18 protein-coding genes are annotated in these 25,327 nt (G+C 66.2%); 13 read left to right on the top strand and 5 right to left on the bottom strand.

Annotation, left to right across the window (positions count from 1 at the left end; translation table 11 throughout):
• Window positions 1-12 precede the first annotated feature (12 nt).
• Entirely contained in the window at window positions 13-432 is a 420-nt protein-coding gene (locus ACZLZQ_RS22490; RefSeq protein ID WP_472951355.1) for a helix-turn-helix domain-containing protein, read from the bottom strand.
• 320 nt (window positions 433-752) lie between these two features.
• Between ACZLZQ_RS22490 and ACZLZQ_RS22485 the strand changes: the two genes are divergently transcribed.
• From ACZLZQ_RS22485 to clpB, 6 genes are all read left to right on the top strand, one after another.
• Window positions 753-2,006, top strand: coding sequence for an aspartate kinase (locus ACZLZQ_RS22485; RefSeq protein ID WP_472935781.1), 1,254 nt, complete (start codon window positions 753-755; stop codon window positions 2,004-2,006).
• 115 nt (window positions 2,007-2,121) lie between these two features.
• Window positions 2,122-4,389 (top strand): phosphoenolpyruvate--protein phosphotransferase, encoded by a 2,268-nt coding sequence (ptsP, locus tag ACZLZQ_RS22480; protein ID WP_472935925.1) that lies wholly within the window; start codon window positions 2,122-2,124, stop codon window positions 4,387-4,389.
• A 75-nt stretch (window positions 4,390-4,464) separates the two neighbouring features.
• On the top strand, window positions 4,465-5,544 hold the full coding sequence (gene prfA, locus ACZLZQ_RS22475) for a peptide chain release factor 1 (RefSeq protein WP_472951353.1): 1,080 nt from the start codon (window positions 4,465-4,467) through the stop codon (window positions 5,542-5,544).
• A 6-nt stretch (window positions 5,545-5,550) separates the two neighbouring features.
• On the top strand, window positions 5,551-6,417 hold the full coding sequence (prmC, locus tag ACZLZQ_RS22470) for a peptide chain release factor N(5)-glutamine methyltransferase (RefSeq protein WP_472951351.1): 867 nt from the start codon (window positions 5,551-5,553) through the stop codon (window positions 6,415-6,417).
• Window positions 6,418-6,832: 415 nt separating this feature from the next.
• On the top strand, window positions 6,833-8,119 hold the full coding sequence (locus ACZLZQ_RS22465) for a DUF4167 domain-containing protein (protein ID WP_472951349.1): 1,287 nt from the start codon (window positions 6,833-6,835) through the stop codon (window positions 8,117-8,119).
• A 204-nt stretch (window positions 8,120-8,323) separates the two neighbouring features.
• Entirely contained in the window at window positions 8,324-10,945 is a 2,622-nt protein-coding gene (gene clpB, locus ACZLZQ_RS22460) for an ATP-dependent chaperone ClpB (RefSeq protein WP_472951347.1), read from the top strand.
• Window positions 10,946-11,002: 57 nt separating this feature from the next.
• On the opposite strand, the gene ACZLZQ_RS22455 is transcribed toward clpB, so the two are convergent.
• From ACZLZQ_RS22455 to ACZLZQ_RS22445, 3 genes are all read right to left on the bottom strand, one after another.
• Window positions 11,003-11,791 carry an alpha/beta hydrolase gene (locus ACZLZQ_RS22455; protein WP_472951345.1) on the bottom strand — a complete coding sequence of 263 codons (789 nt, stop codon included), beginning with the start codon at window positions 11,789-11,791 and terminating at the stop codon, window positions 11,003-11,005.
• A gap of 57 nt (window positions 11,792-11,848) precedes the next feature.
• Entirely contained in the window at window positions 11,849-12,553 is a 705-nt protein-coding gene (locus tag ACZLZQ_RS22450; protein WP_472951344.1) for a hypothetical protein, read from the bottom strand.
• A 284-nt stretch (window positions 12,554-12,837) separates the two neighbouring features.
• Complete coding sequence (locus tag ACZLZQ_RS22445; RefSeq protein ID WP_472951342.1) at window positions 12,838-14,250, bottom strand: APC family permease; 1,413 nt, start codon at window positions 14,248-14,250, stop codon at window positions 12,838-12,840.
• 212 nt (window positions 14,251-14,462) lie between these two features.
• On the opposite strand from ACZLZQ_RS22445, the gene ACZLZQ_RS22440 reads away from it, so the two are divergent.
• The 7 genes from ACZLZQ_RS22440 (at window position 14,463) to ACZLZQ_RS22410 (ending at window position 22,375) form a co-directional block, all read left to right on the top strand.
• Window positions 14,463-15,221, top strand: coding sequence for an amino acid ABC transporter substrate-binding protein (locus ACZLZQ_RS22440; protein ID WP_472935773.1), 759 nt, complete (start codon window positions 14,463-14,465; stop codon window positions 15,219-15,221).
• Window positions 15,222-15,314: 93 nt separating this feature from the next.
• Window positions 15,315-15,995, top strand: a complete 681-nt coding sequence (locus ACZLZQ_RS22435) for an ABC transporter permease subunit (protein ID WP_472951340.1) — start codon at window positions 15,315-15,317, stop codon at window positions 15,993-15,995.
• A complete protein-coding gene (locus tag ACZLZQ_RS22430; RefSeq protein WP_472935771.1) occupies window positions 15,992-16,744 on the top strand; it encodes an amino acid ABC transporter ATP-binding protein in 753 nt (250 codons plus the stop codon). Before ACZLZQ_RS22435 ends, ACZLZQ_RS22430 begins: the two co-directional genes overlap by 4 nt.
• 119 nt (window positions 16,745-16,863) lie before the next feature.
• Window positions 16,864-18,012, top strand: a complete 1,149-nt coding sequence (locus tag ACZLZQ_RS22425; RefSeq protein WP_472951569.1) for a BaiN/RdsA family NAD(P)/FAD-dependent oxidoreductase — start codon at window positions 16,864-16,866, stop codon at window positions 18,010-18,012.
• 223 nt (window positions 18,013-18,235) lie between these two features.
• The gene (locus tag ACZLZQ_RS22420) at window positions 18,236-19,729 is read left to right on the top strand and encodes a L,D-transpeptidase family protein (protein ID WP_472951338.1); all 1,494 of its coding nucleotides are present in this window, start codon (window positions 18,236-18,238) and stop codon (window positions 19,727-19,729) included.
• Between the two features lie 118 nt (window positions 19,730-19,847).
• Window positions 19,848-21,014 carry a L,D-transpeptidase family protein gene (locus ACZLZQ_RS22415; protein ID WP_472951336.1) on the top strand — a complete coding sequence of 389 codons (1,167 nt, stop codon included), beginning with the start codon at window positions 19,848-19,850 and terminating at the stop codon, window positions 21,012-21,014.
• Entirely contained in the window at window positions 21,011-22,375 is a 1,365-nt protein-coding gene (locus ACZLZQ_RS22410) for an extensin-like domain-containing protein (protein WP_472951334.1), read from the top strand. Before ACZLZQ_RS22415 ends, ACZLZQ_RS22410 begins: the two co-directional genes overlap by 4 nt.
• Window positions 22,376-22,580: 205 nt before the next feature.
• Here ACZLZQ_RS22410 and ACZLZQ_RS22405 read toward each other — a convergent pair whose 3' ends face one another.
• Complete coding sequence (locus ACZLZQ_RS22405) at window positions 22,581-24,503, bottom strand: M23 family metallopeptidase (protein ID WP_472951332.1); 1,923 nt, start codon at window positions 24,501-24,503, stop codon at window positions 22,581-22,583.
• Window positions 24,504-25,327: the final 824 nt, after the last annotated feature.

The raw sequence follows: 25,327 nt of genomic DNA, 5'->3' as shown, positions 1-25,327 counted from the left end.
CGATGCTAAGCGTCAGACGAGGTCGTCGACGGCGAGCTTCAGCGCGATGGCGATGGCGTGGATCTCGGCGGGGCTGCCGGCCGCGCTGCCTGCTTCAAGATCGAGAAGACGGGGCGCGGGGACAGCGGTGGTTTCGGCGAGGTCGATGATCGACAGGCCGCGATATTCCCGCCAGACCTTGATCGGGTTGGCGCCGGACAGCAGCCGGTCGAGAAAGCCCGACGGCACGACCTCTTCCATTTCGCTCGCGAGTGCTGCGGTGAAGTCGTCTCCGGCCGGCTCATCCGCTGACCCGTACGCCGGCCCGTCCGCCGGCCCAACAGCCGGGTTGTCGACGAGGGCAAGCAACGCGTCCAGCTCCGCCTCTGGCAGAATGGCCATGCGCTCGCCGCCGGGCGTGACGATGATCTGCACTTTGAGCGGGCGTTTCATGGGCAAGGCGTCCGTGTTGTCGGCGGTCAGTCTAGCCGCCTTGACGAAACATCAGGTTGCCGTCGAGCCGCTATCGGCGGGAAAAGCCGGGAATGGCTTCCAGTTCGTATACGCGCGGCCGGTCTGCAGACGTATTCCATGCCTCTGGTGGCGACTTGAGGCGTGGCCGGCGCAGGGGCCCGCGACGCCTATTCTTGCAGTCGCCGCGCATATCCGCTAACTCCCGGCCGCTGCAGGGAGGGCTCGGAAGGCGTTCCCGGAAGCGTCCTATCGACACACCGCGGACATCTCTGCCGTCCGCCGTCCAGGCTAGCATCTCCATGGCGCGTCTCGTCCTCAAGTTCGGCGGCACTTCGGTCGCCGACATTCCCCGCATCCGCAACGTCGCGGAGCACGTGAAACGTGAGGTGGATGCCGGGCATCAGGTCGCCGTCGTAGTGTCGGCCATGTCCGGCAAGACCAACGAACTGGTTGCCTGGTGCCGCGAGGCCTCGGCCATGCACGATGCCCGCGAATACGATGCCGTGGTGGCGTCGGGCGAGCAGGTGACGGCCGGGCTTCTCGCCATCGCGCTGCAGGCGATGGGCGTCAACGCCCGCTCCTGGATGGGCTGGCAGGTGCCGATCAAGACCGACGGCCAGCATGGCGCGGCGCGCATTCTCGACATCGACGGCTCGGAACTCGTCCGCCGCTTCGACGAGGGCCAGGTCGCCGTCATCGCCGGCTTCCAGGGCATCGCGCCGGACAACCGGATCGCGACGCTCGGCCGCGGCGGCTCCGACACCTCGGCGGTGGCGATCGCCGCGGCGATCAAGGCCGACCGCTGCGACATCTATACCGACGTCGACGGCGTCTACACCACTGACCCGCGCATCGAGCCCAAGGCGCGGCGGATGGCGAAGATCTCGTTTGAAGAAATGCTGGAAATGGCGTCGCTCGGCGCCAAGGTCCTGCAGGTGCGCTCGGTCGAGCTCGCCATGGTGCACAAGGTCCGGCTGTTCGTGCGTTCGTCCTTCGACGACCCGCATGCACCGGGAATGGGCGACGTCTTGAACCCGCCTGGAACGCTCATTTGTGACGAGGATGAAATCGTGGAACAGCAGGTCGTGACCGGCATCGCCTATGCCAAGGACGAAGCGCAGATCTCGCTGCGGCGGGTCGAGGACCAGCCGGGCGTCGCCGCGGCGATCTTCGGGCCGCTGGCGGACGCCGGCGTCAACGTCGACATGATCGTCCAGAACATTTCCGAGGACGGCACCCGCACCGACATGACCTTCACGGTCCCGGCGAGTGACCTGCCGAAGGCGACGGCGATCCTCGAGAAGGCGAAGCCCGAAATGCGCTTCGACGTGATCCAGAGCGAGCTCGGCCTGACCAAGGTCTCGGTGATCGGCGTCGGCATGCGCAGCCATACCGGTGTTGCCGCCACCGCCTTCAAGGCGCTGGCGAACCGCGGCATCAACATCCGCGCGATCACGACGTCCGAGATCAAGATCTCCATCCTGATCGATGGCGAGTTCTCCGAACTTGCCGTTCGGAGCTTGCATTCGGTGTACGGTCTCGACAAAGCTTGAGCCGGGCGATGCACCCCTGAGAAAGGGTGTCGCCCGCTGAAATTGCGCGCGTCGGTGGCGGGCGAACGGACCGGAAGGCAGGTTCCTCGGGACCGGCAGTTGGAAGACGGCGTTGATCAGAAGCGATTCGTCAGGACCACGCGTGCTCATGCGCAAGATCCGGGAGCTCATGGCCGAGCCCCTGGAGCCGCAGGCGCGTCTTGACGAGATCGTCCGCCAGATTGCCCAGAACATGGTGGCGGAAGTCTGTTCGCTCTACGTGCTGCGCGCCGACGCGGTTCTCGAGCTCTACGCCACCGAGGGCCTCAATCCCGGTTCCGTGCACCTTGCGCAGCTGCGGCTGGGAGAGGGGCTGGTCGGCACCATCGCCGCGACCGCGCGCTCGCTGAACCTGCCCGAAGCGCAGAAGCACCCGGCCTTCACCTTTTTGCCCGAGACCGGCGAGGAGCCGTTCAACGCCTTCCTCGGCGTGCCGATCCTGCGCGCCGGCCGGACGCTGGGCGTGCTCGACGTCCAGAACCGCGCCAAGCGGGTCTACCGCGAGGAGGAGGTCGAGGCGCTCGAGACCGTCGCCATGGTCGTCGCCGAGATGATCGCCGCCGGCAGCCTTGCCGGCCTGTCGCGGCCGGGCGTCGTCCTCGACCTGTCGCGCCCGGTCTCGTTCAACGGCGTTGCGCTGTCCGAGGGCATCGGGCTCGGTCATGTCGTGCTGCACGAGCCGCGCGTGGTGGTGACCAACCTCTTCAACGAGGATGCCGACGCCGAGATCACCCGCCTCGAAAAGGCGCTGCAGTTCCTGCGGATATCGATCGAGGACATGCTGTCGCGGCGCGACATCGCGGCCGAGGGCGAGCACCGCGCGGTGCTCGAGGCCTACCGCATGTTCGCGCACGATCGCGGCTGGGTGCGCCGGCTGGAGGAGGCGGTGCGCAACGGCCTGACCGCCGAGGCGGCGGTCGAGAAGGTGCAGAGCGACATGCGCGCGCGCATGATGCACATGACCGACCCGTTCATCCGCGAGCGGCTGCATGATTTCGACGATCTCGCCAACCGCCTGCTGCGCCAGTTGATGGGCCGGGCGGAGGGCGCTGGCGGCGAGGACGGGCCGAAGGACGCGATCATCGTCGCGCGCTCGATGGGCGCCGCTGAGCTGCTCGACTATCGCCGCGACCAGCTGCGCGGCCTGATCCTCGAAGAGGGCACCGCCACCAGCCACGTGGTCATCGTCGCCCGGGCGCTCGGCCTTCCGGTGGTCGGCCAGGCCAAGGGCGTGGTCTCGATGTCCGAGAACGGCGACGCCATCATCATCGACGGCGACGATGGCGGCGTGCACCTGCGCCCGACCGCCGAGGTGGAGGGCGTGTTCGTCGAGAAGGTGCAGTTCCGGGCGAAGCGCCAGGAGCAGTACCGCGCCCTCCGGGACGTTCCTGCCGAGAGCAAGGACGGGGTGGAGATCCACCTGTTGATGAATGCGGGCCTGCTGGTCGACCTGCCGCAGCTCAGCGCCTCCGGCGCGACGGGCATCGGCCTGTTCCGCACCGAGCTGCAGTTCATGGTGTCGTCCTCGATGCCGAAGGCGAGCGAGCAGGAGCGTCTCTACGCGGCCGTCCTCGACGCTGCCGGCTCGATGCCGGTGACCTTCCGTACGCTCGACATCGGCGGCGACAAGATCCTGCCCTACCTCCACCAGTCGGCAGAGGAGAACCCGGCGCTCGGCTACCGCGCCATTCGCCTCGCGCTCGACCGGCCGGGCCTCATGCGCACCCAGCTGCGCGGGCTTCTGAAGGCTGCCGCCGGGCGCGAGCTGCGCGTGATGTTCCCGATGATCACCGAGCTGGCCGAACTGCGGCAGGCCCGCGATCTGATCTCGCGCGAGTTCAAGCATCTCACCAAGTTCGGCCATGTCATGCCGCGACGCCTGAAGATCGGCGCGATGATCGAGGTGCCTTCGCTGCTGTTCCAGCTCGACGAGCTGATGCAACTTGTCGACTTCGTCTCGATCGGCTCGAACGACCTCTTCCAGTTCTTCTCCGCCGTCGACCGCGGCAATGCGCGGATGGCGGGGCGGTTCGACGACCTGTCTCCGCCGTTCCTGATGGCGCTGAAGAGCATTCTTGACGCCGGCCGGCGCAATTCGGTCCAGGTCACCCTCTGCGGCGAGATGGCCGGCAAGCCGCTGTCGGCCATGGCGCTGATCGGCCTCGGCTTCCGCTCGATCTCGATGACGCCGTCGGCCATCGGGCCGGTTAAGGCGATGCTTTTAGAGCTGCCAGTGGCCAAGCTGCAGGCGGTGATGGACGCCCATATCGCCGACCGCTACCGCAGCGGCTCGATGCGGCAATTGCTGACGAGCTTTGCCGAAGCGCACGCGATCCCCTATTAGCGGTCCTTCGCACGGACGCTGAGCGCGCGGCCGATCGGCACGTGTGCCCCCTTTCTTACCGACGCTTGGGACGACATGGCAGTTCTGCCTTCTGACACGATGAACGAGATCGTTCGCCGCTTCTCCTATCTCGAGGCCGAAATGGCCAAGGGCGGCGACCGCGAGAGCTTTGCTGCGCTTGCCAGCGAATATGCGGGCATGGAGGGCATCGTCGCCGCGATCGGCCGCTACCGGCGGATCGAGGCAGATCTCGCGGACATGCGGGCGATGATGGACGACCCGGCATCGGACCGGGAGATGCGCGATCTAGCCTCGGCCGAGATTTCCGACCTGCGCGACCAGGAGGCGGCGCTGTCGGAGGAAATCCAGCTGCTGCTGCTGCCGAAGGACGCCGCCGACGAGAAGAGCGCCATCCTCGAAATTCGCGCCGGCACCGGCGGGTCCGAGGCCGGGCTGTTCGCCGGCGACCTGTTCCGCATGTACCAGCGCTATGCCGAAACCCATGGCTGGAAGGTCGACGTTCTCTCCGCGAGCGAGGGCGAAGTCGGCGGCTACAAGGAAGTCATTGCCTCCATCAACGGCCGGGGCGTCTTCTCCCGGCTCAAGTTCGAGTCCGGTGTCCACCGCGTCCAGCGGGTGCCGGCAACCGAGTCGGGCGGGCGCATCCACACCTCGGCGGCGACGGTGGCCGTCCTGCCGGAAGCGGAGGACATCGACATCGACATCAAGGCCGAGGACATCCGCATCGATACCATGCGCGCCTCTGGTTCGGGCGGCCAGCACGTCAACACCACCGACTCGGCGGTGCGCATCACCCATCTGCCGACCGGCATCATGGTCGTCTCGGCCGAGAAGTCGCAGCACCAGAACCGGGCGCGGGCGATGCAGGTGCTGCGGGCGCGGCTTTTCGACATGGAGCGCCAGCGCGCCGACGACGAGCGCTCCGAGAATCGGCGCAGCCAGGTCGGCTCGGGCGACCGCTCCGAGCGCATCCGCACCTATAATTTCCCGCAAGGCCGCGTCACCGATCACCGCATCAACCTGACGCTCTATAAGCTCGACAAGGTGATGGAGGGCGAGCTCGGCGAACTCGTCGACGCCCTGACGGCCGATCACCAGGCCAGCCTCCTCGCCTCGGTCGGCAACGAAAGCTAGGCCGGCGTGTCGACCCCCGAGACGATCGCCGCACTGCATGCCCGCACCCGCAGGCAGTTGGCGCCGGCAACGGTGGAAGCCGAGTTGGACAGCCGGCTGCTGCTCTCGTTCGCTTTCGGGCTGGATGCCGCCGGGCTGATCCTGCGCGGTCACGCCGCCGCTACCCCCGATCAAGAGGCACTCCTCGACCGCCTCGTCGCGCGCCGCCTCGCAGGCGAGCCGGTTCACCGGATCATCGGCCGGCGGGCGTTCTACGCGCATGATTTCGTGCTGTCGCCGGACACGCTGGAGCCGCGGCCGGACACCGAGATCCTCGTTGACCTTTGCCGCCAGCCGATCGAGCGGGTGCTGGCGACGCGAGGAACCTGCCTTTTGGTGGATGTCGGGACCGGCAGCGGGGCAATCGCCGTTTCATTGCTCGCGCTCTATCCCGAACTCGCGGTCGTTGCACTCGATCTTTCGCCGGGCGCCGTGCTGACGGCGCGGCAGAATGCCGAAGCGGCCGGCGTCGGCGGGCGTTTCCTCGGCCTCGTCGGCGACTACCTCTCGGCGCTCCGCGGGCCGATCGACATCATCGTCTCCAACCCGCCCTACATCCGCAGCGCCGAAATCGCGGGGCTGTCGCGCGAAGTCCGGGCGCACGACCCGATGCGCGCGCTGGATGGCGGGGCGGACGGCCTCGACGCCTACCGTGCCATCGCCGAGCAGGCGGCAGCGCTTCTCGCGCCGGACGGCGATGCGCTGATGGAGATCGGTCAGGGTCAGGCAAGCGATGTCTGCCAGATATTCGAACGAAGCAGCCTTGATCTCGCCGCATCGGCAGATGATCTCAGCGGCATAGCCCGAGCGCTCTGGTTCCGCCGACATGCCTGACCGATGATTCGGGAAGGCGCCTCGGCGAGACGGGGACCGTGCTCTCCCGGCGTCGATATCGGGCGGAAAACCGTTGGAGACGTTAAGCTTTAAGTCGGACGCCAGTAAATAAGGCTTGTGGCTGCGCAGCGAAGCCACTAGATTTGCAGGCGTTACGGAATATTCGAGGGGGAACGCCCCGCGCATCTCGGTCCGCCGGACCGGTCGGGATGCCAGGCGCTCGGAAAACGGCATGACTGCCGTCCGTGATACCGTCGATTTGGAATCGATCGGCTTAACCGAAACATCAATCTCGATACTGGCAGCGACTGACCGCAGCCGATCGTGTGCCGCGACGCTTCCTCCAGCGTGACGAAGCACCCCGCGGCAAGGGGCTCACTGGCCTGAAGGCCGGATATCCAAAGACAGGAAGAGCATGAGGCCAGGACAGCAGCAGCAGCAGAACAAGCAGCGCATGCGCGGACGCGGTCGTAAAGGGCCGAACCCGCTCTCGCGGAGTTACGAGTCGAATGGCCCCGACGTGAAGATTCGCGGCACGGCGCAGCACATCGCCGAGAAATACTCGACGCTGGCGCGCGACGCTTCCGCATCCGGCGACCGCGTGATGGCCGAGAACTATCTCCAGCACGCCGAGCATTACGGCCGCATCGTCGCGGCGGCGCAAGGCACGTTCCAGCTGCAGCAGGACGAAGCCGAATACGACGGCGACGACGAGGAGGGCGGCGAGGACAGCTTCGACGCGCAGGACCGCAACCAGCAGCCTGCCCAGGACCGCCAGCCGCCGCAGGGCCAGCAGGACCGCCCGCAGGGCAACGGCCAGCAGAACGCCCGCGACCAGAACCAGCCGCGCGACGGCAACCGCGAGTTCGCCCGCGACCGGAACCGTGATGGCAACCGGGATGCCAATGGCAACCGGGACGGCAACCGCGAATTCAACCGCGAGGCCCGTGATCGCGACAGTAACGGTAACCGTGAGAACAACGGCAACCGCGACAATAACGGAAACCGCGGCAACCGCGACGGCAACCGCGAGAACCGCGATGGAAACCGGGAATTCGCGCGCGACCATCAGGCCCGCGATGGCCAGAACCGCGATGGCCAGAACCGCGATGGCCAGAACGGTCAGAACCGGGAAGGCCGCGAGGCTCGGAGCGACAACCGGCCGGCACCGAGCGGTCTCGGTCCTCAGCCTTTCGTAGAGCCCCGCGTCCAGAACGAGCAGCCTGCGGTCGCCTCCGGCGAGAACATCGCCCGCGTCGATGCGCCGGCCGAGGAATTTCGGCCGCGCAATGACGGCGAGAACGCCGAGCGCGAGCCACGCCGCCGCGGCCGTCCGCGCCGTGCACGGCTTGGCGAGAACGAGGCCAGTGTTGCCGGCGCGTCAGATGCAGGCCAGCCCGAAACCTCCCAGCCGATAGCGGCCGAACCGTCGCAGGCTGCCGCAACGTCGCCGCAGGCCGAGACGCCCGTAACGCCGCCGGCTGCGCCGGTCGCGGCACCCGCCGAGGCGCCAGCCGCTGCAGCGCCGGCTTCGGCGAAGGTCGATGCACCGGTGTCCGACGCCGCGCCTGTCGAGGGCGAGGCCAAGGTCAAGCGCAAGCCGGGCCGGCCGAAGAAGAAGAAGCCCGATGATGATTCATCCGGCGGCGGTGACGACGGCGGTGATCATCTGCCGGCTTTCCTGATGGCCTCGAACGGTTGATCGGGACACGCACTCACTAGAATATACAGGACGGCGCCGGGTTACTCCCGGCGCCGTTTTTGTTTCCGGTCGGCAAGCCGCTTCCTCTTCCGGCCGCGTCGGGAGGCCCCCATATTCCAGAGCGGACGGCTCGCCGATGACGGGAGCCAGCCTCCACTTGCGCGCCATGCCGGACGGGTGCCGCGCCTACAGGAGAATTCGTCGATGGACATGGAAAAATACACCGAGCGGGTGCGCGGCTTCATCCAGGCCGCCCAGACCGCCGCAACGACGCGTGACCACCAGCAGTTCACCCCCGAGCATCTCCTGAAGGTGCTGGTTGACGACAGCGAGGGCATGGCGGCAGGCCTGATCGAGAAGGCCGGCGGACGCGCGGCGGACGTGCGGCTGGCGGTGGACGCGGCGCTGGCCGCCATGCCGAAGGTCTCCGGCGGCAACGGGCAGATGTATCTCTCGCAGCCGCTGGCGAAGATCTTTGCGACCGCCGAGGAGATCGCCAAGAAGTCGGGCGACAGCTACGTCACCGTTGAGCGGCTGCTTCTGGCGCTCGCCGTCGAGAAGTCGGCGAAGACCGCGACGATCCTTGAAAAGGCCGGCGTGACTGCGGCAGGCCTGAACGAGGCGATCAACGATCTGCGCAAAGGTCGCACCGCCGACTCGGCTTCCGCCGAGCAAGGCTATGACGCGCTGAAGAAATACGCCCGCGACCTCACCAAGGACGCCCGCGAGGGCAAGCTCGACCCGGTGATCGGCCGCGACGACGAGATCCGCCGCACCATCCAGGTCCTGTCGCGCCGTACCAAGAACAATCCCGTGCTGATCGGCGAACCCGGCGTCGGCAAGACCGCGATCGCCGAGGGACTCGCGCTGCGCATCGTCAACGGCGACGTGCCGGAATCCTTGCGCGACAAGCAGCTGATGGCGCTCGACATGGGCTCGCTCATCGCCGGGGCGAAGTATCGCGGTGAGTTCGAGGAGCGGCTGAAGGCCGTGTTGTCTGAGGTGACCTCGGCGGCCGGCGGCATCATCCTGTTCATCGACGAGATGCACACGCTGGTCGGAGCGGGCAAGGGCGACGGGGCGATGGACGCCTCCAACCTCCTGAAGCCGGCGCTGGCCCGCGGCGAGCTGCACTGCGTCGGCGCGACGACGCTCGACGAGTACCGCAAGCACGTCGAGAAGGACCCGGCGCTCGCCCGGCGCTTCCAGCCGGTCTTCGTCTCCGAGCCGACGGTCGAGGACACGATCTCGATCCTGCGCGGCCTGAAGGAGAAGTACGAGCAGCACCACAAGGTGCGGATCTCCGACTCGGCGCTGGTCGCAGCAGCCCAGCTGTCGAACCGCTACATCACCGACCGCTTCCTGCCGGACAAGGCGATCGACCTCATCGACGAGGGCGCCGCGCGCCTGCGCATGCAGGTGGATTCCAAGCCCGAGGTTCTCGACGAGATCGACCGGCGCGTCATGCAGCTGAAGATCGAGCGCGAGGCCCTGCGGCGCGAGGACGACGACGCCTCGCGCAACCGGCTGGAGCGGCTGGAGGGTGAGCTTGCCAACCTCGAGGAAGAGTCCGACCGGATCACCCAGACCTGGCAGGCAGAGAAGTCGAAGCTCGGGCTCGCCGCAGACCTTAAGAAGCGGCTCGACGAGGCCCGCAACGACCTCGCCATCGCCCAGCGCCAGGGAGAGTACCAGCGCGCCGGCGAGCTCGCCTATGGCGAGATCCCGAAGCTCGAGCGCGAAGTGGCGGAGGCCGAGGCGCACGAGGTTGGCGGTGCCGCCTCGATGGTCGAGGAGACCGTGACGCCCGACCATATCGCGCAGGTCGTCTCGCGCTGGACCGGCATTCCGGTCGACCGGATGCTCGAAGGCGAGCGTGACAAGCTGCTCCGCATGGAGGACGCGATCGGAACGCGCGTCGTGGGCCAGGGCGAGGCGGTACAGGCGGTCTCGCGCGCAGTGCGGCGGGCGCGGGCGGGCCTGCAGGATCCGAACCGGCCGATCGGCTCGTTCATCCTCCTCGGCCCCACCGGCGTCGGCAAGACGGAGCTGACCAAGGCGCTGGCGCAGTTCATGTTCGACGACGAGACCGCGATGGTGCGGCTCGACATGTCGGAGTTCATGGAGAAGCACTCGGTCGCGCGGCTGATCGGGGCGCCTCCCGGCTATGTCGGCTACGAGGAGGGCGGCTCGCTGACCGAAGCGGTGCGCCGCCGGCCCTACCAGGTCGTCCTCTTCGACGAGATCGAGAAGGCGCATCCCGACGTCTTCAACGTTCTCCTGCAGGTGCTCGACGACGGGCGGCTGACGGACGGGCAGGGGCGGACGGTCGACTTCCGCAACACGCTGATCATCATGACGTCCAATCTTGGCGCGGAATACCTCACAAGCCTGCCGGACGACGTTGATACCGACAGCGTGCGAGAGCAGGTGATGCAGGTGGTGCGCTCGGCCTTCCGGCCGGAGTTCCTCAACCGCGTCGACGAGACCATCCTTTTCCATCGCCTCAAGCGGGCGGAGATGGGGGCGATCGTCGACATCCAGCTGAAGCGGCTGGAGAAGCTCCTGGTCGACCGCAAGATCGTCATCGACCTCGACGAGGGCGCCCGCGCCTGGCTCGCCGAGCGCGGCTACGACCCGGCCTATGGCGCGCGGCCGTTGAAGCGGGTGATCCAGCGCGAGGTGCAGGATCCGCTCGCCGAGAAGATCCTGCTCGGCGAGATCCGCGACGAGTCGGTGGTGAAGATCACCGCCGGCGCCGACCGCTTGGGTTTCTATGTCGTCGGCTCGAAAGCCGGCGTCGCCGGCGACCGCGTCGCGGCCTGATCGGCTCGCCCGCTGCGCATCCCGAAAGATGCGGCAGCGGGCGAGGCAGCCGTTCCTTCACGGCCAGGCTTGGCTGGCATTGCGCAAAGCGTTGGCCAGGAAGCGGGAAGGGCGGTCCCAGTCTCCCGGCGGAGCGAGCGGATCGTTCGGACCGCTCGGGGGCAGATAATCGCCATGATCGTATCGATCGGCCGGTGCGATCGGATAGGATTTAGTGGTCTTGCCGATGGGATTGCGTGGTCCGGCATAGCCGAGCGCGGCCGACAGCGGGTTGGCCGTCGGGTTCAGCACTGCCGACACCAGATTACCGGCCGGAAACGCCCAACGCAGGACCCGGTCCTCGCGCGACGAGAGCACGGCGATCGCGTCGGCCTTGGACCCGACATCGCTATATTCTTGGAACAGGCAGGTGTTTTCGATGGCTGCCGCCATGAGACACATCAGACGGATCGGCAGCACGGTATGCCGGGCGGCCTCCAGCACCAGGCGGGCCCCGAGGCTGTGGCTGGCGAAGGAAAGGCTGCCGGATGCCCGGGCATGGATGTTGAGGAAGACGCCGAGATTTCTGCCGCAGGTGACAGCGGTGCGGCGTTCGCTGGGATAGCCGAGCTTCCAGGCGTAGGAATCACCCGGCCAGAGCACAGCGGCGTACAGCGTGCTGGCGGGCAAGGAATGCGGCCTCAGCGCATCTTCGAGCCTGGACAGGGCGAAAACGCCGTCCGTCCAGGTGTTGTCGAAGCCATGGGTGGCGATCAAAAGATCCCGGCCTGCAACGCGCTCGGCAAAACGGTTTGCCGGAACCGGCCGGTAGCCATCATCGGGGTTTCCCTCGAAGATTTCCGGCACCGACCGTGTGCCGCCGCTGATCCGCTTTTCGCGGAAGTTGATGAAAAGCGTCATCGCTCAGGCCTTGCCGAGCTTGAGGGCCTTTACCGCGGTGGAAACGGCTGAGGTCAGATCCTTCGAGACCGGCGCCAATGGCACGGCGATCAGGCCGATCAGCAGCGCGACCATTATTTCCGCAAAACCATGATAGCCGGTGATTCCGGGACTGGCGGTCACGGCGATCAGCGAGAGACAGAGCGAGACGACCCCGGCGGCAAGCTTGGCGCTGTTGCGGTAGTACTGGTCTGCGCGCTCGTAGGCGGCCGACAGGCGGACATCAACAACGGAATCGAAGCGGGCGAGGAGGGCAAGGTCGGCCTCCTCAAGCGTCGTGCCGGCCTCAAGCTTCTCGGCGACCATCTGCAAGCGGGTGCCGTCAACCGCTTCTATGTCCGTCGCCAGATGGCTGGCCGTGGTGCCGGTAAGGCCTAAGCGGATCAGGTTCAGCGTGGCCTGTTTCTGCTCGTCCTTCTGGACACCATTGATCCAGTTGGCCTCGATCGCCGTAAAGGGATCGGGCCCCGCGGCGATCTCCAGTCCGCGCTCGAACGGCGCGAGGGCTTTCTTGATGAAGCCCAAGCCCGCACGCGAGATACCGCCGTTGAAGAACTTGCTGGAGTCGACAAGACCCTGCGCGGCAACGCCCAAGGCGGCAATTGCCGCGATCATGCCGCCGATGTCCAATGCTTCGACGGTCGCTGCGGCGTTGCCCAGGTCGTCCATAGCCCTCTCCCCGTTGCCCGCGGCTTCAGCGATCCTGTCATGGCGAACTGCGTCCCGGAAGGTGAAGAGGTGACCAGTGTTTTTAGGTATCTAAAGGTCGTCTCTGCTGTTTCTCCGGGGGCATGCCATGGGCCGAAAGAAGGCGACGCGGGATATCGCCGCGCATGTCTTCCGCAGGCAGGTTGCACTCGGCGATGGGTATGACCTTGCCCACCGTGGCAAACGCAGGAACCCCAGTTATGAAAGAGCTCCTTGGTGGGCTGCGGTAGAAGCCGCGCTCTAGTTTAGGGGGCACCGCTTTTTACCATGGCCGGCTGATCGGCATCGCGGCCGGTGCCGACGGCGCGGTTGACGAGGACGGTGACGATCCAGAGGCCGACGCCGATGGCCAGAAGTATGCCGGCGATCGAATATTGCACCGTGTCGCGGCCGGTCCAGGGGCCGGCGAAGAAGGCGCAGGCGAGAGCGCCGAGGATCGGCAGTACGGTCGGCGTGCGGAAATGCTGGTGCTCGACCGGGTCCTTGCGCAGCACCAGGACGGCGATGTTGACGACGGTGAAAACGCAAAGGAGCAGCAGCGCCGTCGTGCCGCCGAGCGCCGGCACCTCGCCAACGAAGGTGATGAGGCCGAAAGCGAGGAGCGTGGTGAAGCCGATGGCGATGTAGGGCGAGCGGCGGGTGGCATGCACCTTGCCGAGCGCTGCCGGCAGGACGTGCTCGCGGCTCATGCCGTAGACGAGGCGGCTGGCCATCAGCATGTTGATGAGGGCCGAGTTGGCGACCGCGAACATGGTGATGAAGCCGAAGATCCAGAGCGGAAAGCTGGGCGCGCCGGCCGAGACGACTTTTAATAGCGGCGTCTCGCCTTCGCCAAGATCCTCCGGCGAGACGAGGGTGATCGCCGAGATGGAGACGAGAACATAGATCACGCCGGTGATGATCAGGCCGGCGAGGAGCACTTTCGGGAAGATCTTGGAGGGGTCCTTACATTCCTCGGCCATGTTCACCGAATCCTCGAAGCCGACCATGGCGAAGAAGGCGAGCGTGGTGGCGGAGATGACCGACCAGAACACCGTCGAATCCGCGGCGCCGCCGAACTGCATGACGCGCGAGACGTCGCCCTGGCCGAGCCCGATTGCCCACAAGCCGATGAAGATGATGATCAAAAGGCCGGTCAGTTCGACGACGGTGAGGACGACGTTCGCCTTCACGCTCTCGCCGACGCCGCGAAAGTTGACGACGGCGACGATCGCCATGAAGGCGAGCCCGATGAGCGTGATGCCGATACCGCCCTCGAGCCCCATCCCCAAAGCCGTCGACATGTTGGCCGCGAAGGCCCGCGAAGCCGTGGCGGCGGAGGTGATGCCCGAGCACATCACGGCGAAGGCGACGATGAAGGTGACGAAGTGGATGCCGAAGGCCTTGTGGGCGTAAAGCGCGGCGCCTGCCGCTTTCGGGTATTTCGTCACCAGCTCGAGATAGCTGAAGGCGGTGATGAGGGCGACGACGAAGGCGATGAGGAAAGGCAGCCAGACCACGCCGCCGACCTGCTTGGCGACCTGTCCGGTGAGCGCGTAGATGCCGGTGCCGAGAATATCGCCGACGATGAAGAGGAGGAGCAGCCAAGGCCCCATCACCCGATGCAGCGCCGGCTCGACTGCCGCCCCGCTCCCGGCCGGCTGTGTGATGTCGGTCATCTCGGCGTCTCCCTGGCCAACTATTTATCAGCTAGGATTAGTGTCGGGCTTTAGGCGCTGTCAAACGGTTAGGCCGGGCGGCGCCAGGGACCGAGGCGGACGGAAAAGCTACGGATCGGCGGGGGAACGCCAATCCATTCCTTGAGGAACCCTGACGCATTTCCGATCTTCTGACTATCGTCACACCTCTTCCCTGCCTAAGGACTCACCGGATGAAACTCGTCGCCGCCACCCTTGCCGCCCTTCTCGCCAGCGCAGCACTCGCCAGCGCCGGAAGCCTCGAGGACGTCAAATCCAGCGGCGCCCTGCGCATCGGCACCGAGGGCACCTACGCGCCTTTCACCTTCCACGACACGTCCGGCAAGCTGGTCGGCTTCGACGTCGAGATCGGCGAGGCGGTTGCCGAGAAGCTCGGCGTCAAGGCAGCGTTCGTCGAGGGCAAGTGGGACGGCCTGATCGCCGGCCTTGCCTCCAACCGCTATGATGCGGTGATCAACCAGGTGGGCATCACCGAGGAGCGCAAGGCGCGTTTCGACTTCTCCGACCCCTACATCGTCTCGAAGGCCGTTCTGATCGTCAAGGAAGGCAGCCCGATCAAGGATTTCCCCGATCTCAAGGGTAAGCGCGCGGCGCAGTCGCTGACCTCGAACTACGGCAAGATTGCTGAAGGCGCCGGCGCCGAGCTCGTCGGGACCGACGGCTTCGACCAGTCGGTGCAGCTGGTTCTGACCGGCCGGGCGGATGCCACGATCAACGACAACCTGTCCTATCTCGACTTCAAGAAGAAGCAGCCGAATGCCGGCGTCGCGGTGGTCGCGACGCAGGACGATGCGGCCGCCTCCGGCATCATTGTTCAGAAGGACAATGCGCCCCTGGTCGCCGAGATCAACAAGGCGCTGGCCGCGATCAAGGCGGATGGCACCTACGGCAAGATCTCGCAGAAGTATTTCGGCGCCGACGTCTCGCAGTAACGGCTGGCGTCGCCGCGCGCCTCGCGGCACACTGGGCTCAACCACACGGCCGACCGGCTTCCGGTCGGCCGTCTTGTCTTTCGGGGAACACGCTTGCCGCCCTTTCTGCAGCTCATGCTGGACTCGCTCTGGCCCCTCGTCCGTGCCGGACTGGTTTTTTCGGTGCCGCTGGCGGTGCTGTCCTTCGTGTTGGGCCTCGCGCTCGGTTTCGTCACGGCGCTGACCCGGCTGTTCGCGCCGAAGCCGCTCGCTCTGCTCGCGCGGTTCTATGTCTGGTTCATCCGCGGCACGCCGCTTCTGGTGCAGCTCTTCGTCATCTTCTACGGCCTGCCGAGCGTCGGCATCCTGATCGACGCCTTTCCCGCGGCGCTGATCGGCTTCACCCTCAGCGTCGGGGCCTATACGTCGGAAGTCATCCGGGCGGCGCTGACCTCGGTCTCGCGCGGGCAATGGGAGGCGTCCTATGCCATCGGCATGACCGGAAGGCAGACGCTGATGCACACCATCGTGCCGCAGGCGACGCGGGTGGCGGTACCGCCGCTGTCCAATTCCTTTATCTCGCTGGTCAAAGATACCTCGCTCGCCGCCGCGATCACCGTGCCGGAACTCTTCCAGCAGGCGCAGCGGATCGTCGCGACCACCTACGAGCCGCTAATCCTCTACATCGAGGCGGCGCTGCTCTATCTCGTGGTCTCCTCGGTTCTCTCGGCTCTTCAGGCACGGCTTGAAAAGCACTACGGCCGCTATGGCGGCTTTCTGGAGACCGGCCGATGATCCGCCTTTCCGGTATCCGCAAGCGCTTCGGCGACAATGTCGTCCTCGGCGGAGTCGACCTCGACATTACCGAGGGCAGCGTGACCGCGCTGATCGGCCCTTCCGGCAGCGGCAAGAGCACGCTGCTGCGCTGCGTCAACCTTCTGGAGATGCCGGAGGCCGGCACGCTCGAGCTCGGCACCCTCCGGCTGACCTTCGACGCCGCACACAAACCCTCCAAGGCCGACATTCTGGCGGTTCGGCGGCAGACCGGCATGGTGTTCCAGAACTTTCAGCTGTTTCCGCACCGCACGGTGATCGGCAATGTGATGGAGGGGCTGGTCGTCGTCTCGCAATGGCCGGAGGAAAAGGCCCGGACAAGGGCGATGGAACTCCTGGAGAAGGTCGGCATGGCTGATAAGGCCGAGGCTTGGCCGGCAACGCTGTCGGGCGGCCAGCAGCAGCGCGTCGCCATCGCCCGGGCGCTGGCGGCATCGCCAAAACTCCTGCTCTGCGACGAGCCGACTTCCGCGCTCGATCCGGAACTCGCGGGCGAGGTCGTCGAGGTCCTCCGCACGCTCGCCGGCGAAGGCATGACCATGCTGATGGCGACCCACGACCTGCGCCTCGCCCGGCAGATCGCCAACCGCGTCGCTTTCCTCGAGGGCGGCGGCATCGTCGAGGAAGGGCCGCCCGCGGTGCTGTTCCAGACCCCGCGCGATCCGCGCACCATGCGCTTCGTCAAGACGCTGACGGGGGCGGTGGACTGAGGGGTGCTTGACCGGACGGTCGGTCGTCGGCACATGACGCGGAGCGCCCTGCAGCGCCGACCTTTTGGAGTGCTCACGTGAAAATCGACGTTCTGGTCATCGGTGCCGGTGCCGCCGGGATGATGGCGGCCGCCGAGGCCGGCAAAAGGGGGCGGAGCGTGCTCGTGGTCGACCACGCGGCAACGCCCGGCGAGAAGATCAGAATCTCCGGCGGCGGGCGGTGCAACTTCACCAATGTGCACACCAGTCCGAAGAACTTCCTTTCCGCCAATCCGAGCTTCTGCATCTCGGCGCTGAAGCGTTATCCGGCGAGCGCCTTCATCGCCCTCGTCGAGCGCTATGGCATCGCCTATCACGAGAAGGCGCTGGGGCAGCTGTTCTGCGACGGCTCGGCCGCTCAGATCGTGTCTATGCTGATGACCGAGATGCGGGAGGCGGGCGCCGAGCTGCGGCTTGGCACCTCGGCCGGTCGCATTCGCAAGACCGACGACGGCTTCTCGGCGGTGCTAAGCCATGACAGCCGCGGGTCCGAGCCAGTCGAGTGCAGCTCGCTGATCATTGCCACCGGTGGCAAGTCGATCCCGAAGATGGGCGCCACTGGCTTTGGCTACGACGTGGCGCGGGAGTTCGGCCTGAAGGTTACCGACGTCCGGCCGGCGCTGGTGCCGCTGACGCTAGATCCGCCGACGCTGGAGCGGCTGAAGCCGCTGTCGGGCACAGCCATCGACGCGACCGTCTCGCACGGCAAGACGACGTTCGCCGAGGCGCTGCTGTTCACCCACCGCGGCCTGTCGGGGCCGGCGATGCTGCAGATCTCGTCGTTCTGGCGCGAGGGCGACGAGATCTCGGTCGCCATGCTGCCGGAGCGCGACGTGCTGGCGGACCTGCGCGCCGCGCGGGCGGAAAACGGCCGGCAGGCGCTGCAGACGGCGCTGGGCGCCTTCCTGCCCAAAAGCCTCGCCCAGCGGATCGCCGAGGCGCATCCCGGGCCGAAGAACCTGGCCGACTGGTCCGACAAGCTGCTGCGCGGCGTTGTCCTTGCGGTCAACCAGTGGCGGTTCAAGCCGGCGGGGTCCGAGGGCTACCGCACGGCCGAGGTGACGCTCGGCGGCGTCGATACCAGCGAGCTGGACTCGCGCACCCTCGAGGCGCGTAGCGTGCCCGGGCTCTATTTCGTCGGCGAGGTTGTCGACGTCACCGGCTGGCTCGGCGGCTATAACTTCCAGTGGGCCTGGGCCTCCGGCTGGAGCGCCGGGCAGGTCGCCTGAGCGGTTGCACCTGCCAGACCATCGGGCGGGCAAGACGAAGGATCGGTCGAGTGGCCAGTCCTCTGCCCCGCCGAAAGCGGAGCCGACCGGGCCGCCGGACCTCTCGCGGACGCCTTCTTCATGCCGGGTTCATTTGCGATCTGGTAACCCCCGGGACAGCTTGGGGTGCTACGGCAGCCGTTGGTGTCGGGGCGGGCCGCCTTGCTCTGCGTGGAGAGTTCAGATGAAGTCAGTCACTGTGCCGTCCGCCGTGCTCGTGGCGCTGGCGTTGTCGGCGCTTTCGTCCACGCCGTCGCTGGCACAGTATTACGAGCCGAACGATCTGCCGATCTATGACGGGAATGGCGACGACGCCGCTCCCCCGCGGCGGGCCGAGAGCTTTATCGACGAGTACGGCCGGCGGGTGACCGTCGACGCGCGCGGCCGCATCATTGGCGTTGAGCAGCCGGACCGTGGCGGCTTCCGCCCGCGCGGGAACGGATCGGCGCGGCTGGGTGCGCCGCCCGCCAACGACCCGAACCTTGTCCTGGAAGGTCCGGCGGACGACGTTCCCGGCATCGATCCCGGCTTCAGATCCCGCCGTGCCGATCAACGGTCCGATCCGCGTTATGACGCGCCGGTCGAGAGAGGGGCCTTGCCGGACCCGACCTATGACTCCGCCTTTCCCGAGCCCGGCGATGACGGCCTTTCCGGCGGTCAGCGCAATGCCGGCTTGCCCGGCGACTCCCAGCTGCCCCCTGACTCCCAGTTGCCGGGCGATGCGGGCGGCGCCATCGACATGCCCGAAGGCAACCCGGCGATCGTCTATCCCAACGAGACCACCGCGCCGGAATCCCGGCCCGCTCCGTCCGTGGCCGGCCCGAAAGGCAAGAATGCCTCGGTGCAGATCGCCGCGCTGCAGGTGCTGCTCGACCGTGCCGGCATCTCGCCCGGCGTGATCGACGGGCGCATGGGCGGCAATGTCGACAAGGCGGTCGCCGCTTATGAGGAGAAGTTCGGCACAAGGCTCGACGCGACCAATTCGCAGGCGCTCGCCGAAGAGCTGGACTCCACCGGCGGTCCCGCGATCGTCAGCTACACCATCACCGAGAAGGACATCGCCGGTCCCTACGTCGCCTCCATCCCGGACGACTATGCCGAGAAGGCGCTGCTGCCGGCGATGGCCTATACGCGCGTCAGCGAGATGCTCGGCGAGCGTTTCCATATGGACGAGAACTATCTGAAGGCGATCAACCCTGGCGCCGACTTCAACCGGCCAGGCACGATCCTGAAGGTCACCGCAATCGGCGCAAACGTCACCGAGCCGGTCGCCAAGATCATCGCCGACAAGGGCCGCGAGCAAGTACGCGCCTACGACGCCGCGGGCCGGCTCATCGCGGCCTATCCCTCGACCATCGGCTCGTCCGATACGCCGTCGCCGAGCGGCACGGTCGAGGTCAGCCGCATCGCCTTCGACCCGAACTACACCTACAATCCGAAGATCAATTTCACCCAAGGCTCGAACAAGTCGATCCTCACCATCCCCCCCGGCCCGAACGGACCGGTCGGCTCGGTCTGGATCGCGCTGTCGAAGCCGACCTATGGCATCCATGGGACGCCGGAGCCCTCGAAGATCGGCAAGACCAACAGCCATGGCTGCGTGCGCCTGGCGAATTTCGATGCGCAGGAACTCGCGAAGCTCGTCAAGCCGGGCGTCACGGTCGAGTTTATCGAGTAGCGCGGGGCCGCCATCGGGGCGGCAGGGGAAGCCGGCACCGTTTGATAAGATAAGCTGAAGACCCCGGAGCGGAGTAGGCTTCTGCACGTTACCCCCTGCAAAACAGGCGGAGACAGACATGCGGCCACAGTTCATCCACTCGGTATTGATCAGCCTCCTTCTTTCCTCGGTGGCGCAGGCGCAGACCCCTGACCCGGCAGCCGCGCCGCCACCGCCATCCACCAGCGCGCCCGACCTGTCGCCGGGTGCGATTGATACGGCGACGTTCGAGGAATGGCAGGCCCGCGTCAAAACCGCCGCCGAAGCCAAGGACGTGATCGAGGGCGAGGCGGACTCCACCGTCGACACGATGGCCCGCGAACAGGCCGCCGATGCGCCGGCTGCCGACCAGCAGGCCGTGGCCGTCGATCCCGGCATCGCCGAAAAGCCCGAGGATGTTCCCGATCCATTTCTGATCCGGATGCAAGTGCTCCTCGACCGCGCGCACGCCTCGCCTGGAGTCATCGACGGCATGCCCGGTGGCAACACAGAAAAGGCGATCAAGGCCTTTGAGAAGATGCATGACCTCAAGGCGGACGGCAAAGCCGATCCTGAGTTCTGGGCCGCGCTTTCGGCCGATAGCGCCAAGAGCATGCAGGTCTACCGCCTGACCCAGGCTGATCTCGATGAGCGTTTCGTTCCGGACCTGCCGACCGATTACGCCAAGCTCGCCAAGCTCGAGTGGCTTGGCTACCGCGACGTCGCCGAAATGCTCGGCGAGCGCTTCCATATGGACGAGAAGCTGCTGCGCCGGCTCAATCCCAAGATCGACCAGGCGACCGTCGGCCAGGAAGTACTGGTGGTCGATCCCGGTGCCGCTCCCGAGGGCAAGGTTGCCAAGATCGTCGTCGACAAAAGCCTCGGCGAACTCATCGCCTATGACGAGGATGGCAAAATCCTCCTGATGGATCCCGCGACCATCGGTTCGGAAGGCACACCGTCGCCATCGGGTACGATGAAGGTGAACGGCAGTGCCCAGGAGCCGACCTATGAGTACAACCCCGACAAGAATTTCCAGCAAGGCAAGAACGACAAGAAGCTGACGCTGCCGGGTGGCCCGAACGGACCCGTGGGCATCGTCTGGATCGACCTGTCGAAGCCGACCTACGGCATCCACGGCACGCCTGATCCCTCGAAGATCGACAAGACGGCAAGCCATGGCTGTGTTCGGCTGACAAATTGGGATGCGCAGGCGCTGTCGAAGATGGTGCAGCCCGCAAAGACCGTGGTGGAGTTTAGCGAATGAGGTCGGCGTTGCGCCGCAGCGCTGCGGTTCTCGCCATTCTCAGCATTGCTGGTTTCACGGATGCGGCGCCGGCGGTAGCGCAAAAGCTGCCGTGGTCCGACGCCAATCCGCTGGAGCGTCTGTTCGGCAAGCCGGCCCCGCGCAAGGCGACAACCCGACGTCACCAGTCGAAACGCTCGGCGCCCAAGGCGTCGGCGAGAAGTGCCGTGCCGGTTCCGAACCAGCGCCCGGCCACGGCTGCAGACGCAGCGGTCCCCGCTGCCGCTGCCGCTGCAGCAACGGCTGCCGCTGTTGCCACCAAGGATGCTGACGCAATGGTGCCGGATGCGGCCAACACGAAGGCGCCGTCCGAGATAGTCGCTGTGCAGCCAGCCGCGGCTGAGGCCACGCCGCCCGTACCACGCGCCGAAGACGTGCCAAAGCCCGAGGCGTCACCCGCACCCCCGGTTGAATCGGAAGCACCGGCCGAGCCGGCAGTGGCCGTCGAGCCGGAAGCAGAGGCCGAAAAGGCGGAGCAGAAACCCTCGATCGACTCCGATGCCGGCGTTGCGCAGGCAACTGATCCCGCCGCGACGACACCCGCCGACCCGGCGGCGACGGCGGCGAAGCCGGTGGATGAAATTCCGGTGCCGGACCAGCGGCCGGCCGCGCCGGGCGAGGCAAAGCCAGCAGTTGAGGTCGAACCGCAGAAGCCGGCCAAGCCGACCCCGTCCACTGAAGAAGCGGCGGATGAAGATGCGGCGCCGAATTCGACGGAGAAGCTGAAGTCGCGCACGACAGCGGTCAGTCCAGCCGCAGCGGTTCTCGCCGCTGCTGCCGTGGAGGACGCCGAGGCCTGTGAGACCGAGCTGAAGAAGCGCGGCGTCGAGTTCACCGTCGACGACAGCATTTCCGAAGGCGAATGCGGCGTGCTTCGGCCCGTCGCCGTCACCCGCCTGTCTTCCGGCATCACGGTGTCGCCGAAGACGCAGATGCTGTGCCGCACGGCGTTGGCACTGGACGACTGGATGACGAAGGGCGTCGTCCCCGCGGCAAAGGCCGATCTTCCAGACCGCAAGCTCACCGAATTCAAGCACGCCTCGACCTATGTCTGCCGTCCGCGTGCCAGCGAGAAGGGCATTTCCGAACACGCGCGCGGCAGTGCGATCGACATCGCGTCCTTCGTTTTCGACAAGGGTGAGGAGATCGGCGTTGCGGCCAAGCCGGCGGGGAGCCCGGAGGCGAAGTTCCAGGATTCCATCCGCGCCGCCGCTTGCGGCCCGTTCAAGACGGTCCTCGGACCCGGCACCGATTCAGACCACGATACCCATTTCCACCTCGACATCGCCGCTCGCAACAATGGCGCGACCTACTGCAAGTAGAGTTTGTCCAAGGGGCGGGGGAAGTTGCGGGGACAAGGCCGGCTCCGCAAGGTCGGGCCGAACCTTGAAATCGGGTGGAGAGGTTGCTGTCCTCTCCCAAGGCACGCCGATGGTTAGCCCTGAGAAGCGCTTCAAATGTTTCGGCGGCTGGCGCGATTACACGGTGTAGCGCAAAATCATTGTCCAGTGCTGAGGCGCGCAAATCCTACCGGGCGGCGACCTTGGCTGGGTCATCACGGTCCATCAGTAAGTTGTCGATCCGATCGCGTTCGCGTTTGAACACTTCGAGCTCCTCCCCCTGCAGCACGCGGCCGGAGGGCAGCTTGATGCGCATCGGGTCGAGTTTCGTGGTGTTGACCATCACCTCGTAATGCAGATGGTTGCCGGTCGAGAGGCCGGTTGAGCCGATATAGCCGATGATCTGGCCTTGCCGGACCCGGGCGCCCGGAATAACGCCCTTGGCGATGCCGCTCTGGTGGGAATAGGACGTCTCATAGCCGTTGGCGTGCTTCAGAATGGTCTGGCGGCCGTAGCCATTGGTCCAGCCGGCGGTCTCGACGACGCCGGATCCCGCGGCAAGGATCGGCGTTCCCTGCGGCGCCGCCCAGTCGACGCCCCAGTGCGGCCGGGTGTAGCCGAGAACGGGATGCTTGCGGCCGGTGCTGAAGGGCGAACTCATGCGGGCATTCGGGACCGGCTTGCGCAGCAGGAACTGGCGGGAACTGCGGCCTTCTTCGTCGTAATAGTCGCTGTGGTCGTCGCCCTCCGCCCGGAAGCGGTAATATTTCTTCGCGACATCGCCGAAATTGGCTTCGACGAAAAGGATTTCCGATGCGTCGGTCGCCGACTCTTGGCCCTCTTCAAGCGAATAGAAGACGGTGAGGTGATCCTTCGGCCCCAGCCGGGCCTGGAAGTCGACTTCCGAGGCCAGCATGCGGATGAGCTGCTGGCATAGGCGTTCGTTAAGGCCATAGGACAGGGCCGCCTGGTAGATGCCGTCGTAGACGCTCGGCATGTCGGCGCGCTGGCCTTCGCTGGTGTTTTCGTCGAAGGCGTCGGCGACGGAATGACTGACATCCGGGGCGGCCGCCGGCTCGAAGCGCCCCGCATCGTTTTCCGCGACGGTGACGATATGGGTATCGCCGCGGTAGACGGAGAGACGGACGATCCGCCGGACGCCGCCCTCGGTCTCGGCGCCGACGCGGATGACGTTGTCGGCGTTGAGCACCTTGGTCGAGAGGACGTCGGCCAGCCTCTCGGCAGGATAGCTCGCCTCGTTATCTGCGTAGCCGGCCTCGGTGAGCGCCGACAGGATGGTCTTCTGCGTGGAGAAGGGGATGATCTCCTCGTTGTAGAGCGGGATCTCCGCCGGTGCGTTCGGCGCGGCGATCGAGACGTTCTCCTCGATGACGCGAAAGGCCGAGCCGGGCTCGTAATCCTGGGCGTCGCTTTCGAGCGCAAAGCGCAGCGGGTCGACCGGCTCCAGCGAGGCGACCTTGACGGGATCGTAAGACAAGGTCGGCGCGATGCCCCGCACTTGCGCCTCGGCTTGCTGGTCGTCGATCTCGCCGCTCTCGTCGAGGTCGGCGAAGTCGAACGGCTCCATTTTGAGGCTCATCTCGCTCTCGGTCTTGCCGCCATAGATCTGCGCGGCATCCGCTTCGACCTCCGGGGCGGCATCGCCGTCCTCGGCGAAGACCTTCATCGCGTCGAAGGCGGGATAGTCGACATTGGTGGTGTGGCGGGCGGCGAGCGACATGTTGACGTAGGCGAAGGGGAGGGTGCGGATCACCTCGCGGTCGCCCTCGCGCGTCACGGTCGAGAGTTCGAGGGTCTGCCGGCTCTTGGTCATCGGGATGGCGGTGGCGAAAACGCGCTCGCCTTTTTCCGAGGTGGCGTCGAGCGAGGCTGCGGCGGTTGCGGCCGCGGCGGGGCTCGCCATCGTATGGCGCCCGTCGAGTGCGGCCGAGAGCGCGATGCCCATCAGCGCGCTCGAGGTGAGACCGGTGAGCAAGGTTCCGGCCAGCCAGCGTACCGAGACCTGGCGACGGTCCGGACGCCGTCGCCGATCTGCGAGAAGCGGCGGCTCGTTTCCGAACTCGGGTCGACGGGGCGAATCCTGGCTCATTCACTTCCTTGGTTGGGTGTCAGCCCGGCCATCGGCGATCATGGTGGCGAAATCGCGACCGGCGGCCGGGGCATGGCGCCGCGCCGCTGAACGAATGGGGCGATTAACCCGGCGCAGCGCGGGACTGTCAATGCTGGGAGCGGCGCCGACGGTGGTTCCCACAATGGATGCAGTCAGGAAGGGGCGACGGGATGAGATGGGGGAAGGGGCGAAGACAGAGAGAGGGAACAGTGAAGAGGGAAGAGGGAAGAGGGAAGAGGGAAGAGGGAGCCATTCCGATCCTCTGGGAGACGATCTGCAGTTCCCTTCGGAGACCGATAGGTAGGCGGGCGTCTGGGTCCGGGAATTCCTGCGAATTGCCGGACAGCTCTAACCGCCCAAGACGAAGGGCTAATGTCCGTTGGCGATCTAACGGATGCACCGGCAAAGACGGGCGAGGTTTTGCCAAAAGTTCGACCTTTGGGGGGGGCGCGTTCGCTTGACGCGCACAGATTGGAGGTGAGCGACACGCCGGGAGTCGAAAGGGTTCCCTAAAAAGCGACAGTCTGGAAGCCCTGCAAAACATGGGGTTTTGGGTTCTCTGCGACGATTTTGCGAAAAGGTCGTTGACAGAAACGAGGGGCGGGGCCTATACAGCGGACATCGAGACGGCGCGGCGCCGGGGCCAACCAGACGGGTTGGCGAAGAACTGGATCGGCAGAATTAGCCGGTGCGGTTCGAATTGGCGCCTCTGCTGCTTGAACATTTTAAGAGATTTGCCGAGTTGGCGGTCTCGACCGGACGATAGCAATTACTTGCTGGACGCCAAACGTCACCACGACGGT

The organism is Mesocryomonas lacus (genome assembly GCF_055730105.2).
This window is presented reverse-complemented; position numbering and strand designations above follow the sequence as displayed.